We start from the raw sequence: 13,949 nt of genomic DNA on the forward strand, positions 1-13,949 counted from the left end.
CAACCGAATCGCTTTGCGGCGCCAAAGGAATGCCGAAGGTATAGCAGCTTGTAGCCGGGGGTTGAGCGCGAGCGATACCCCCGGTCCCCCCCACCCCTTCTTCTATCCCGAAGGGATTAAAGCAATGCGATGGCTTAATCGAGATTGGTATTCCTGCTTGCAATAGAACGCATCTCGATTAACAACACGAAGATGCTCAGGCGTGCGGCTGGCATCCCGTCGGGATGCTCAATTCTTGGGGAATCCACCGGGGGTATCGCATACGCTCAACCCCCGGCTAATGGCTCGAGTCCTTTCAGGACAAGAACAGCGAAACGTTCGACAATGTCGATCTGTTGTCCTCAACAGATCAGGATCGCCTAACGCATCGCGCAAATTAAGAATCTCTCCCAGGACAGCGCGAGGGGGAGGTGGTCAGGTCGATAGTACGGTGGTACTCGGTGCGAGAACGGTCGAGGACGACCGTTCGACATTGCTGCTCCCTGCTCCCTGCTCCCTGCTCCCTGCTCCCTGCTCCATGCTCCATGCTCCTCGCTCCTCGCTCCTCGCTCCTCGCCACTCGCCACTCGCCACTCGCCACTCATTTCCTCCCGGATAATCCGATAAAAGCGAATTTACGGCTGGACGAATTCACCCATTTTCGCAAGCCACTGTAGTAACCGGTTTCAAACCGGTGTTCCGGGGGCTAAATTAGCGACCGGTATGTATGAACCGTTCTCTGAACGGCTACTACATTGGCAGCTGATTCGTGAACACGGAACTATGGCATGGCTGGCTTAGTCATCTTCGGAAATCGAACGGCTGTCGAAGTCGCGGAGGCAGCCGAGCTTGGGTGTAAACACTTGTTCGCATCCATCCTGGTTCGATTCTTCGCAGAACCCGAGTTCTCACAATCGCTTGCTCCTGAACTCGAATCGCAATTGGGAAGTGTTCATTTCCTCGCCGGTGTCGCCGATGTCATTGCCAAGCAGCGAATCATTGCCGCTTGCTCGGCTCGCGGTTGGCAACCCGCCACGGTGATCCACCCCTCCGCCGTTGTGGCTTCATCGGCTCAAATCGGAGCGGGCGTCTTCATCGGCCCTCTCGCAGTCATCTCCTCGCACGCTCAAGTCGCCGATCATACGATTATCCACCTTCACGCGTCCATCGGGCACGATGCCAACGTCGGGGCCTACTCGGCAGTTCTCCCCGGAGCGCGCGTGAGCGGTAACGTGAAACTTGGCAAGCGAGTTTTGATCGGTAGCAACGCTTTCGTAAACCAAGGGGTATCGATCGGAGACGATGCCCAAGTCGACGCGCTCACGTATGTCGCCCGCAATCTCGCGCCTGGCATGCTCATTTCCACCCGTTTCCCTCGACCGGTTCCACGAGTCAATCTCTCGGGAGCCACTACATGAGTTGGAGTAATGGCGTGAGCGGGAATAACGGCGAGACCGACAGTAACCGCGTGACCGAGAGTAACCGTATGAATCTGGCTCAACAAATTGTTGCGCGTGTCGAACAAGCTATTGGGAGGAGCGATGAAACGATCCTGTTGCATCGCCCCTACTTCCCTCCGACGACCAATCGCTATGTCCAAGAATGCGTCGATACAGGTTGGGTCAGTTCCGCCGGGTCTTACGTCACTCGCTTTGAACAGTTGCTTGCACAAACAACCGGTGCGAAAAGGGCTGTCGCCACCGTCAATGGTACGGCAGCGTTAGAAATGTGCTTGCGATTGGCAGGAGTCCAGCCGGGCAACGAAGTCCTCGCACCCTCACTGACGTTTGTCGCCACGGCCAACTCCATCCATCACTGTGGTGCCATCCCTCACTTCGTCGACGTTTCGGTGGAACGTCTTTCCATTTGCCCCGATGCCCTACGCCGGCATTTGAAATCGATCGCGACGACCGGAAGCGATGGAAAACTAATAAACCGACAGACAGGTCGCCGCATCGCCGCACTATGCGTCATGCACTGTTTTGGACACCCTGCGGCCCTTGATGATCTGCTTGCAATATGCCGCGAGTATGACCTCACACTCGTTGAAGATGCCGCGGAGTCGTTGGGCTCCTACTACCGGGGCTCTCATACCGGGAGGCTCGGGCTGTTGTCCGCCGTCAGCTTCAATGGCAACAAAATCGTCACGACCGGTGGTGGCGGCGCCATCTTGACCGACGATGAGAACTTAGCCGATTTGGCGAAACACGTGACGACGACCGCGAAAGTCCCCCACAGATGGGAATTCCACCACGATCGCATCGGCTGGAATTTTCGAATGCCCAATATCAACGCCGCCCTCGGCGTGGCACAACTTGAAATCTTCTCAAGGCTACTGGCGGCCAAGCGAGAGATAGCGCATCGATACCAACAATCGTTTAGCGATCTCGATGCAGTCGCCTTGCTTACCGAACCCTCAGAGAGCCAAAGCAATTATTGGCTCAACGGGTTCCGCATCCCCGGCGCCTCCGTGGCAGATCGAGATGCCATACTCGGTGCGCTCAACGATGCCGGCTACCAAAGCCGTCCCATCTGGGAACCTATGCATCAACTTCCCATGTATGCCGATTCCCCGCGTGGAGATTTGCCCCGAACCGAGCAATTGAAAGGGGAAATTATCAATATCCCCAGTTCGGCCGATTTGGCACCAACCCACCTTCTTGAGGCCGCGACTCCACTATGAAACCAATCGCGATTATCGGCTGTGGTGGGCATGCGAGCGTCGTGCGGTCCGCGTTGCTCGCACTGGACCGAACGATCCTGGTCTCGACCTGTGTGGATCCGACGCAAGTGGATCGGACCATGTTTCCATGGGAAATCATGACCGATAGTGAACTCCTTTCACGCTACAAACCAGACGAAATCGAATTGGTGCTGGGGATCGGCTGGACCTCGCCCAACAACCCGTCCTCTTTGGTGCAACGGATTGTTCGCGAATTCCAAGAGAATGGCTTCCGGTTTACAGGATTTCAGCATCCTTTTGCGTGGATCGCGCCCGAGGCCCATATTGATCCAACGGCTCAGATTCATGCGGGTGCCGTCGTCCAACCGGGAGCGACCATCGGCCCTTTCGCACTGATCAATACGAAGGCCTCGGTGGACCATGATTGCTCCATCGGGGCATTTTGCCATGTAGCTCCCGGTGTGACCTTGTCCGGTAACGTTCGGGTGGCACCGGGTTGTCATTTAGGGACCGGAGCGTCGGTCATTCACGACATAGAGATTGGGGCGGAGAGCTTGATCGCAGCCGGTGCAGTCGTCGTTTCCCCGCTCCCTGCGCATTCGCGTGTGCGCGGAGTTCCTGCCAAGCCCTTTCCTCATCGGAGCTGACCGCATCGGATCATTGCGAGACCTTATGAATACGACATTACTGGAGCAGATTGGACGGTGCGAACCGTTGTTCGTGGAAGATCTACGGGCAGCGGAGAAAGAGTTTAGCGAGTTGATCCGTACCTCGCGATTCTTGGTGGTCGGCGGTGCAGGATCGATTGGCAGCGCAGTGGTGCGCGAGATCTTCGCACGGAATCCCAAAGTGCTCCATGTGATCGACACCTCCGAGAACAATTTGGCCGAGATGGTACGGGATGTTCGGTCGTCGCTCGGTTACATCGATGGCGAGTTTCACGCCTATTGCTTCGACGGCTTGGGCCCCGAATTCGAATCGTTTGCGAAGAACACGCTCGAGGAGGGGAAAGGGTACGACTACGTTCTCAACTTCTCCGCGCTCAAACATGTACGGAGCGAGAAGGACCCATTCACCTTGATGCGGCTGATCGACGTGAATGTGTTCCTGACCAAGAAACTGCTTGAGTTCGCAAGGGCTTGCCAGGCGAGGAAGTTTTTCTGTGTCTCGACGGACAAGGCAGCGAACCCGGTGAACATGATGGGTGGCTCCAAACGGATCATGGAGATGTTCCTTTTGGGGGAGAACAGTCAAACTCCCGTCTCGACAGCCCGCTTTGCCAACGTTGCCTTCTCGGATGGTTCCTTGCCGCACGCTTGGACGCAGCGGATTCAGAAGCGGCAACCACTCTCAGCACCCAACGATGTCCGTCGCTACTTCGTGACACCGCAGGAGGGAGCACACCTCTGTTTGTTCTCCATCCTACAAGGGAACGATCGGGAGATTTACTTTCCGAAACTGAGTCCTCGTTTGCATCTCATTACCTTTTCGTCGATGGCGGTGAAGTATCTGGCATCGCTCGGATACGAAGCGGTCGAATGCGAGAGCGAGGACGAGGCAAGGGCCCGCGTCGAAGAGTTCGCAGTTCAAAAGAAATGGCCTGTTTATTTCTTCCCAAGCGATACGACGGGGGAAAAGGATTTCGAAGAGTTCTACACCGATACCGAGGAGGTCGATTGGAATCGCTACAAGGAGATCGGCGTCGTGAAGAATGAATTACTGGTCGATGCCGGGCTCCTTCGAGAATTCGAAGCAACTTTGCAGCGGATGCGAGAGACCCACCGGTGGACCAAACTCGAATTGTTGGAAGCGTTTTCGAAATTGCTTCCGAACTTTGCCCACAAAGAGACCGGCAAAACACTTGATAACCGGATGTAAGAGAAAAGAGAGGCGAACGTGAAGCGTTTGATGGATTTGTTCATTTCCGGGACGGTGCTCCTCCTGCTATCTCCGGTGCTGGTGGTGGTTATTGTTATTCTCAAGTTGACGGGGGAACGTGAAGCCTTTTACTTCCAAGACCGCGTGGGGTTCATGGGGAAGATCATCCAAGTGACGAAATTTGTCACGATGGTCAAGAACAGTCCCAACATCGGAACGCAAGACATCACCTTGCGAAACGATCCGCGTGTGCTACCTGTCGGAAAATTTCTTCGCAAGTCGAAGCTCAACGAAGTGCCTCAGTTATGGGACGTCTTTGTGGGCAAGCTGTCATTGGTTGGTTGGAGGCCTTTGATGCCCAAGGGCTTTGCGGATTATCCGCAATGGGTACAGGAGAAGATCGTGCACGTGAAGCCGGGTTTGACGGGAATCGGATCGCTCGTGTTTCGTGATGAAGAGGCGATTATCGCTCGGGCACAAAAAGACGGACGGGATTTGCGTCAATGCTACCGCGAGGACATCATGCCCTTCAAAGGGGAGCTGGAAAGTTGGTATGTGGACCATCCAGGGATTGTGACCGATTTCAAGATCTTGGTTGCGACCGCCATTGCAGTCCTCTTCCCACGCTGGCGAGGATTTTGGAATTGGTTCGCAGACATCCCCAAGCCCCATTCCCAGATCCTCCAAGAAGTCCTTGGCATCCGCAACGACCGCTCTCCAAGCGGTGTTCTGTAATAGACGTTCTCAGAACGGAGTCCTGTTGCAATCGGTCTGCGAGCGGTGTTCGCACTCAAACCTGCATGCGTCTTGATCTCTTTCGATATATCATAGGATTTCGGGGAACGCGTTCCGAGAACGCGGGAACACAAACGCCGTTTGGAAAACGACTAAACCTTGTCGGTTTTGAAAGATGAATTGGAATGATGGATAACGCTCAAACAGTTCCAGCGAATACGAAGTCGGCGAGAATCCAAGCCTCCCCGATCGACCTGGTTTATGCGTTGATCTTGCTGAGTTTAGGGCCGATGGTTTGGCTCCAGGCCAACAGTTTGTGGAATCGTCCCCACTTGCAGTTCTTCCCCCTCGCGTGGCTTGCGTTCGGTTATTTCCTCTTCGACCGTAGCAAGGGAGTGTTGGGAATCGCAAATTCACTGCGGCAATTGGCAGCGATCGGGCTCCTCCTCGTCAGCTTGATCGCTGCCGTCGAAGCGGTGCTGATTTCTTCACCGTGGCTGTCGTACGTCGCAGGGGTACTCGTCATCGTTTCATGGATGTTGCTCCGCGTCACCAGTTTGGGGTGGCATCAAGTGCTCGGGCTATCCAGTTTGCTTTGGATCACCGTCCCGTTGCCAGCAGGTTACGACAACAAGCTCATCCAATATCTGCAGGCGCAATCGAGCTACACGGCCAGTATGGTTCTCGACGCGATCGGGATCCTGCATGTCCGAGAAGGAAACATTCTTCAGTTGATGGAGAAGCGACTTTTTGTCGACGAGGCTTGCAGTGGCGTCGACAGTCTTTATGCGTTGATGGCGATTTCGCTGACGTTGGTGCTATGGATGCGTCAACCACTTTCGGTCGCCGTCGGAGCACTGTGCATGGTCCCCGTGTGGGCCTCGTGCAGCAATATCCTTCGGTTGGTAACCATTGTCTTAGCGATTGAATGGTTGGGACTCGATCTATCCTCGGGTATGCCCCACACTATCCTAGGACTGGTTGTATTTGTTATCGCGTTTGCCTGCGACTTCGCATTCATTCAGTTCTTGGGAGCCGTAATGGAGCTTCCCCATCAAACCAAGAAAGCGCGATTGTTGAAGGATCGCCCGGGCCGTTTCTTCCGTGGCGTCCCCGCTGCGCACCATTCCCCACAGGAACTGGAATCGACGCCGCAAGTGCAACCGGTCAGTCCTGCCAGTTCCATGCGATGGGCATGGATACTTTCCGGTGTCCTGGCAGTTTGTTTTTTGGGTGTTGGTGCTTATTCGACGCGCGTGTTGTCGAGGGGAACGATTTTCCGATTCCCGGAGTTCACTGACGCGTCGTTGGCGAAGCTGAAAGAATCTTTGCAATTGCCGGAAGACTTGAACGACTGGAAGCTGTTTCGCACCGAGTTGGTAGAGCGAGGCGTAGAAAACACGATGGGGCAATTCTCGCACGTGTGGCTTTACAACTCCACCAGCACAACGGGAACGGTTTCCGTCGACTTCCCGTTCCGCGGCTTCCACTTGCTCGACATTTGTTACGAGGGAGCGGGGTGGCGTCAGCAAGAATCTCAGCAGGTTATTGAAAGTCCGTTGAACGATCCACAGTTTGCCGACAAGGGAGATTGTCAGGTGCACTTTCTGGATTTGATCAAAGACACTGGAGAGTACGCCTACGTCGCATACGTCCAGTTCCAGTTGGATGGCACGCCTGTCAAGAGTGCAGCAGTATCGCGTGGGTTCGAGCGATTTGAACAGACATTCCTGGAACCGGTGACGTATCAGATCCAGTCTATCGCCATGTCCAACCAACCCATCCCGGCCAGCGCACGCGAAGCCACGGTGAAGAATCTATTGGCGGCAGCGACAAAAATACGTCCCACCTTCGTCGGCCTTGAAACCAAAGACTAAGGATAGGAGTGTCAAACAGTCGTTCTCAGTACAGCAGTCGTACTCGACTGCTCCCCCCCGCCTCCACCCCATCGGCCCGCTGACCGCCCCAGTTAGGAAGCTCCCCCAAGACGTTGTGATTTGGAGGTGGTCTGGTCGATAGAAAGATGGTACTCAGCGCTGAAACAGTCGAGGACGACTGTTCGACAACAATGTCGATCTGTTGTCCTCAACAGATCCGCATCGCCTAACACATCGCGCAAGTTAGGAAGCTCCACCAGGACAGCGCGAGGGAGAGGTGGTCTGGTCGACAGTATGGTGGTACTCGGTGCTAGAACGGTCGAGGACGACCGTTCGACAATGCGTCAACAGTCGAGACGCTGGCTCGACAATCGATCCTGAAAGGATCAAAGCTTGTAGCCGGGGGTTGAGCGCGAGCGATACCCCCGGTCCCCCCCACCCCTTCTTCTATCCCGAAGGGATTAAAGCAATGCGATGGCTTAATCGAGATTGGTGTTCCTGCTTGCAATAGAACGCATCTCGATTAACAACACGAAGATGCTCAGGCGTGCGGCTTGCATCCCGCCGGGATGCTCAATTCTTGGGGAATCCACCGGGGGTATCGCATACGCTCAACCCCCGGCTAATGGCTCGAGTCCTTTCAGGACAAGAACAGGAAAACGTTCGACAGTCGATCTGTTGTCCTCAACAGATCAGCATCGCCTAACGCATCACGCCAGTCAGGAATCCCCTCCAGGACAGCGTGAGGGAGAGGTGGTCTGGTCGATAGAAAGATGGTACTCAGCGCTAGAACGGTCGAGGACGAGCCGTTCGACATTGGCGAACGCTTGAGAGTGAGCGTAGATAACCGAGAAGTGCCTGGGGGCAACCGCTGTGAAGCGTGGGATCGGAAGAAAGATCTACTTTCTACCCTCCACTATCTAACGAGTCTTGAGCAACGCTCAAGTGGACGATATTGGACTCGAAAACCCTTCGTTTTCGCAGGGATTTTCACCAAAACAGGCTACCCGAAGCGAAACCCGAAGCGATTTACACCAAAAGGGGGGAGAAAATGCCCCTCTCCTCCAGGGTCCTTCCTCACCCCTCGCGCTAGCTGCTAACGCATCGCCTGCGCTCGTTGCTGACGCTTCCGGCGAACTTATCGATTCAAGTCTCGCCGATGCTCCTGATGCGGTTCTGACGCGACAGGAACGGCAAGCAATCGTTTCCGAGATCGGGAGCGAGCTTGCATATCTACCCGATGACGTCCTTCAAAGGATCGCGGCGACCGTCCGACATGAACGACGGGTTCGGATTGCTATCCTTGCGATGGGCCGGAATCGCGGCCGTTAACGAATCACCGACTCTCGGTTGATTCGTCCCCATCGATCGAGAACTTCCCAGCGGGACAGGTACGGAGTTTTTGCAAATGAGATCACCACAACAAGCATCGAAACGGTTCTCAATCGGTCGACAAGTTCCAAAGGAGTCATTCCGAATGACGGTTACTCTCGGCGACGGTTGCGAGCTGAACTATCGAGGCGACCTCGGGGAGGTTCGAAAGGCGATCGAAGTGGTTCGCGATCGAGTGGACTTCAAGAGGATCCATACAAGGCAGCTATCGGGAGAAAGGCTTCGCTTCGATGTCTACCTTTGCGATTTTGAGTCCCAAGGGTTCACGCTCTTGAAGGCCGGCGTTTCGATGGCGACCGTGAAGCACCTTGTTTCGACCTGGGATCCACGCATCCAGGGCGGCGCGTTGCTGTATTGGCCTTCGGGAATCCATGCACACGCCGCATTCACGGAAGCAGACGAGATCAACGAAGAGACCACCGACGATAGCGAAGTCTTGATTGTGGAGGTTCGCTAAAGGAATGCTCGTTACCCAATTGAAAGCAGGGCAAAGAATCAAGATCGGAGCCGATATCGAGGTCCTTATTACGAGGGTTATCGGTAATCGGGTTTCGATCACCATTTTTGCCCCTCGGGAAGTCCGGATTCGTCGCGGCGAGCTGGCCTTTAAAGATCGGTCCGAAGAAGTGAGAACTTGCTCGGCGATCACTGTCGACATTTAGAAACCTATCTGATTAGAATCGGCTTCGGTGCGGTCGTTGGGGATCGCATCGGAGCCGTTTTCGTTTTTGGGGATCACGTCCGATGGAAGAAGCAAAGAAGAGTTCAGTTTGGATTATTGGGGCTGGCTTCTCGCGACACGCGGGAGGGCCTTTGATGAATGAGTTGTTCTCGAAAAAACCGGAGTTGCTAAGAAGAAAAAACAAGATTGCTTTTTTTGAAGAGGTTGGACGTCTTTACAGGTCGTATGGACCAACAAATATTCGTGTCGAGGAAGATGCGAAAAACGCCATATTGTGGAATGATCCCGAACAGTTTCTAGAGCTTTTAGACACCGACATCGAAGTAAGGTGGGGAAGAGAACCATTGAAACTATCATCAATGAAGTACCATGCAATCCTGCGCCTCTGCTACGAAGTAAACTATTATATAGAACGGTTGCTTCCGCACAGCGACAGGGTTCAGCCATACCGACATTGGCTTTCGAGTATCGGCAAGAGCGATACTATCATATCGTTCAATTATGATTCATTGGTCGAGACCATTGCAGGTTTTATCAATAAAGATATTGAAGTTTGTTTTACTGAACGTTCTTCGTGTAACGATCGTCCAAGGTTACTTAAGCTTCATGGGTCTGTTAATTTGGATCCAGAGGGAAAATTCAGGCCTTACCACTCAGATGATCCCTGTGAGCGGCTTATTGCTACTCCTGGATCTTCGAAAGGAAAGTCTATTGATACATTTCGCAATCTTTGGGATGAAGCATCTAAGGCAATAAGTGAAGCAAACTATGTTTACATCCTCGGCTACCGATTCCCAGAATCCGATTCTTCTGCACTGATGAGGCTTCTGCATCCAATGCGCAGCAATGAGGGCCTACGAGTAAAAGTAGTACTCGGAATTCATGTTGACACGCCGGAGATTGTACGGCTTAAGAAGCTTCTCGAGTACAATCTTGGTGCGATGGAGAATGGGTTCGAGATTGTGCCTATGTACGCTCAAGACTTTATGATAGTTGAGAACAGATGGAGCGACGATATAGAGGGCGATTTGTTCATTTACGGAAACTGAAATAGGCTCTCCAGTTTGCAACTACGTCGATGCAAAGAACACTATTTCAGCAAGGTATTGATCGAGCAAGTAACTAGGAACCTCTTTTGTTCAACTACAACAACCCAAGAGCATTAAACGGAAGCTGGACGTGCATTGGGATTTCTAACCAGCATACACCGCCGGAGTGTTTACCGAATCGATCGAGCAAGGCAGGCCGTTTTACCGGTTGCTTGTTCCCATCTACGATTGGTATCTTTCTCGCATTGTATCCGCTCCCTGGATTATCAACACGAATTGAAGTAACTGAGCCGTTGGAAATGAATGCGGTTGCCGCTGCGCCACTACCACCCGTTGACGTGATGACAACAGAAGGAGGATTCACATATCCCGTCCCACCGTTAACAACAGCAATTCCAACGATCTTTCCTTTAACCACCGAAGCGACAGCCAAGGCACCCGAACCGTCTTCGTCGGTTATTGTCACCTCTACATCTGAATCCAATTCATAGTAGCCTTCGTGGCGAATCCGAGCATACCAAGCCTTCGCTGGAATCGTTCGGTAAGGATACCGAAACCTGATTCGTGCGTTCACTTGCCAATACCCAAGGCCACCTTCTGCCGGATCGCGTTGAATTAGCTTCGCGTTAAGTCCATCGATCTTAGCCGTACCGGGAGGCCAGCCGAAGAACCAATCAGAGTTGACCGCCTGGCGGTAGGCTCCTTGGACGTAAGAATTCCAATAAGTAAAGTTTCGAGTGACGTTCAAAACCTGATCGGATATTTCCCGCTGAACACCATTTAAAGGCTCTCCGCATGCGTTCACAATTGGATTGTCGTAAATGTCTACATCGGTAGGGACATTCTGGGTAATGTCAGTAAGTTCGATTTCCGGATCTGAGAATATCCCCGTCCCAGGTTCACCGATTCCATATTCACCTTCGTAGGTGACAATGACTTCCGAGAGAATGGGACCTTGGGGAGTCCTGCGAACTCGAATTACATAAGCCGTTGGCATCTCGGAGAATGAATCTCCCCGCCGGGGTACTCCTGGAGCGCTAAGGATTTCATACTCGGTTGCGTCCGTGGAATGGACAATTTGATAACCTTCAGTGAATTGTGCTGTTGTTCGTTGCGAGTTAGCTTGACCTTCTAACGAAGATCCTGCTTTCGACCACATGCGGTTTACGGATTCGATAGTCAATTGAATTCATCTTTCCTTCCCCGATCGATGAGTTAGTGAAAACGAAAAAGAGCAATGGCTCCCAATAGATTAAGACTCTCGGGCGTAGTGGCCAGCTAGCGCGAGAGTTTTTGGATGACCTGGAGGAGAAGGGTTATTTGGTGCCGACAAAAACCAGCCCTTTGCCTAACCCGTTCTTAATTGCGCCATCTATGCTCTTTAGCGTTGTGAGTTGTTCATTTGCGACTCTGAACATTGGATCCTCGGTCGCTCCCCGAATCATGATTCGAGACTCCAAAGCCTGAATGCTCTTTATTTCACTTGGCATTCCTCCTTTGAAATTTGGTTTGAGATCGACTTTCGCTTCGAATGGGTTTTCGTTCATTACCTTGTGCAACCAGTCGATCCGCTCGTTAAGCTTCGAATTGAATTCTCCGAAAAGGTCCTGCGAAGTTCCGTCTAACACTTCCTTCAGATTCTTTTCGATTTCGGAGATCTGGAGTTCTGGAGCGATAAACGCCTCGGTTGCAGGCTCCATTCCTTCTAGGAATTTCTTCGCACCTGCTTTGCCGACTTCAAGCATGAGTTCCCCGTATGCTTGCGGAGAGAAACCGCTAAGAATGTAATCCCATGTTGCGGCGGCGACGTCTCCAATATTCTCGAAAACACCAGCGGTAAATACTCCGATGTCCTTCATGATGTTGGTGAATTGCTCTGAGAACCAATTCAGTAAAGATGGAATGAAGTCTACGAAGAGATACTCCCATCCGCTTCGGGACTGCTCCAAAGGAAGCAACAAAGCGGCGCCGATCATCTCTGCGGTTTTGCTGAGGTTGGTAATCGCAACTTCAGCCAAGGTGAAACTTGCGACGATCGCTTCGGCCACCTGAGCTGATGCAGAGGAAACAGATTCCCCCATGCCTCCAAAAGTATCTTCGAAGTCTCTGATCGCCGGAGTGAAAGCCTGCGTTAGAAGTTCTGCGGCGACCGCGATCCCATCGTAAGCCAATTCGCGAATGGGGTTAATCATGGCGCCGATCGTTTCGTAAAGCTCGTTAAGCTCTACGTTCATTCGATCGAAGACCGCGACCGAATCACCCGCCGTTTTCTTCTTTTGCTCCAGCCCCTGCGATGCCAAGCGAGTCACGGCCGCGAGCTTCTCTTCACTCGACACAAGCGAATCGATGTTAGGAATAAGTCCTTCAAAGGCTTCAAAGCTTCCTCGAGTTGCTTGGCGGGCTCGGTTCATCGCCTCGGTCACCGAAACGTCCATCGCCTCGGCGAGTCCAATAGCGGCTTTCGTTATCTCTCCGATTTGATCTCCCGCGAATCCTTTTCCTCTCGCCTCACGCATCCATCCAAGAATTGATTTTTCATCAATGTTCGTTCCCGATTCGATCGTATCGGCAAGCTGAATCAAAGACGCGTCAAGCTTCTTCGCTGCTTTCTCGATTTCTACAAATTCGGTTATCGAGTCACCGAGAATACTCCCGGCCGCGGTGGCTCCTTTAAGCACCCCATAGGCTGCAGCAAGAGACGCGGCGACAGCACCGAGCCCCACCATGGAGACTTCTAGCTTCTGGCTCTTTGTGGTCGTCTCGCCGATGCTCTCGCTGAGAATGTTGAGCTCGGAGCCTAGCTTCCGGAGAACCTCGGTTGCTGTGTCATTCGCTGCGATATCAAACTCAAGATCGTCATCCATTTTGTTCGCGTACTTTCCATTTTTGATTTTGTGTTGTGAAGTTTTAAGGAGTGGCCGCTCCTGACGATGTTTCCCCTGATGTCTCTAGCTATCAAGCGTAGTGGGTGGGAGAACCCTGGAGGGGAGAACGACGAATGCAGACATGCTCCCGGATGAGGTTCTGAAGATCCGACTCACGGAACCTCACCGATCGATCGATTCGAACAACCGGCAAGCGGCCTTCGTCAACAAGCTGAGAGACCTTTCGGGGAGACAAGCCGACAAGCTGGGCGGCTTCCTGAGTGTTGAGCAAGAGTCTATTTTCCATGGTCTGAATTCCCTTCGGTGGTTGAATTGAAAAAGGGCCTCGGAAGATCCCGAAGCCCTGCAGAAGTTCAAGCGACAAACAAGGCTTCGAAACTATTCCGGAACGGCGGTATCACCGTGCGTGCTGTAAAGCACTTCGAATACGCTCCCATCGCCGATAGCTTCCTCCATTGCGGTACCGACAATGAAGGCCGTTGCTTGTGCTGTGTCTTGCACCTTTCCATCGGTTTCGGTGTAAACCGTGGCGCCCGCTGCGATCTGTTCCGATGCGATCATCTTATGGGTCCCGGATCCCGTCCGAAGTTTCACCGTAATGAATTCACCGGCCGCGAAAGTCGATCGGGTTGCGGTCCCAATGTCTTTTTCTGCGAGTCCTGCGATTGTCACCCGGCTATCGCTATCAAGTTTCACGCGAGAATAAATGGGGATCGCTTCATCGCAAACGAAGGTTTTTGTGTTTCCGTCAACGTACTGGCTCATCGAAATTCCTTTCTAAGAGAGCAA

14 protein-coding genes are annotated in these 13,949 nt (G+C 52.9%); 10 read left to right on the forward strand and 4 right to left on the reverse strand.

The features are described 5' to 3' along the window. The first annotated feature begins 767 nt into the window (after positions 1–767). The 10 genes from SH467x_RS02875 to SH467x_RS02920 all read left to right on the forward strand — a co-directional run bounded on the left by SH467x_RS02875 (position 768) and on the right by SH467x_RS02920 (position 10,275). A complete protein-coding gene (locus SH467x_RS02875; RefSeq protein WP_482369789.1) occupies positions 768–1,397 on the forward strand; it encodes a DapH/DapD/GlmU-related protein in 630 nt (209 codons plus the stop codon). Beyond that, positions 1,394–2,662, forward strand: a complete 1,269-nt coding sequence (locus SH467x_RS02880) for a LegC family aminotransferase (RefSeq protein ID WP_482369790.1) — start codon at positions 1,394–1,396, stop codon at positions 2,660–2,662. The genes SH467x_RS02875 and SH467x_RS02880 overlap by 4 nt, the downstream gene beginning before the upstream one ends. Then, positions 2,659–3,309: an acetyltransferase gene (locus SH467x_RS02885; RefSeq protein WP_482369791.1), complete on the forward strand. Its 651-nt coding sequence runs from the start codon at positions 2,659–2,661 to the stop codon at positions 3,307–3,309. Before SH467x_RS02880 ends, SH467x_RS02885 begins: the two co-directional genes overlap by 4 nt. A gap of 25 nt (positions 3,310–3,334) precedes the next feature. Then, positions 3,335–4,540 (forward strand): UDP-N-acetylglucosamine 4,6-dehydratase, encoded by a 1,206-nt coding sequence (locus tag SH467x_RS02890; protein WP_482369792.1) that lies wholly within the window; start codon positions 3,335–3,337, stop codon positions 4,538–4,540. An 18-nt stretch (positions 4,541–4,558) separates the two neighbouring features. Beyond that, complete coding sequence (locus SH467x_RS02895) at positions 4,559–5,275, forward strand: sugar transferase (protein WP_482369793.1); 717 nt, start codon at positions 4,559–4,561, stop codon at positions 5,273–5,275. A gap of 185 nt (positions 5,276–5,460) precedes the next feature. Next, positions 5,461–7,152, forward strand: coding sequence for an exosortase U (xrtU, locus tag SH467x_RS02900; RefSeq protein ID WP_482369794.1), 1,692 nt, complete (start codon positions 5,461–5,463; stop codon positions 7,150–7,152). Positions 7,153–8,082: 930 nt separating this feature from the next. Beyond that, positions 8,083–8,484 (forward strand): hypothetical protein, encoded by a 402-nt coding sequence (locus SH467x_RS02905; protein WP_482369795.1) that lies wholly within the window; start codon positions 8,083–8,085, stop codon positions 8,482–8,484. 145 nt (positions 8,485–8,629) lie between these two features. Then, positions 8,630–9,001 (forward strand): hypothetical protein, encoded by a 372-nt coding sequence (locus SH467x_RS02910; protein ID WP_482369796.1) that lies wholly within the window; start codon positions 8,630–8,632, stop codon positions 8,999–9,001. A gap of 4 nt (positions 9,002–9,005) precedes the next feature. Beyond that, positions 9,006–9,206: a carbon storage regulator gene (locus tag SH467x_RS02915; RefSeq protein WP_482369797.1), complete on the forward strand. Its 201-nt coding sequence runs from the start codon at positions 9,006–9,008 to the stop codon at positions 9,204–9,206. Positions 9,207–9,288: 82 nt separating this feature from the next. Beyond that, positions 9,289–10,275, forward strand: coding sequence for a hypothetical protein (locus SH467x_RS02920; protein ID WP_482369798.1), 987 nt, complete (start codon positions 9,289–9,291; stop codon positions 10,273–10,275). A gap of 94 nt (positions 10,276–10,369) precedes the next feature. Here the strand turns inward: SH467x_RS02920 and SH467x_RS02925 are convergent, their stop codons facing one another. The 4 genes from SH467x_RS02925 to SH467x_RS02940 all read right to left on the reverse strand — a co-directional run bounded on the left by SH467x_RS02925 (position 10,370) and on the right by SH467x_RS02940 (position 13,925). Further along, entirely contained in the window at positions 10,370–11,272 is a 903-nt protein-coding gene (locus SH467x_RS02925; RefSeq protein ID WP_482369799.1) for a hypothetical protein, read from the reverse strand. Between the two features lie 319 nt (positions 11,273–11,591). Then, positions 11,592–13,139, reverse strand: a complete 1,548-nt coding sequence (locus SH467x_RS02930) for a hypothetical protein (RefSeq protein WP_482369800.1) — start codon at positions 13,137–13,139, stop codon at positions 11,592–11,594. 91 nt (positions 13,140–13,230) lie between these two features. Further along, positions 13,231–13,446, reverse strand: a complete 216-nt coding sequence (locus SH467x_RS02935; RefSeq protein ID WP_482369801.1) for a helix-turn-helix domain-containing protein — start codon at positions 13,444–13,446, stop codon at positions 13,231–13,233. A gap of 92 nt (positions 13,447–13,538) precedes the next feature. Continuing rightward, a complete protein-coding gene (locus SH467x_RS02940; RefSeq protein WP_482369802.1) occupies positions 13,539–13,925 on the reverse strand; it encodes a capsid cement protein in 387 nt (128 codons plus the stop codon). Between the last annotated feature and the right edge of the window lie 24 nt (positions 13,926–13,949).

Origin of the sequence: Brakhagea slesvicensis (genome assembly GCF_052161625.1) — a bacterium.
Lineage (GTDB): Bacteria > Planctomycetota > Planctomycetia > Pirellulales > Pirellulaceae > JBKCUI01.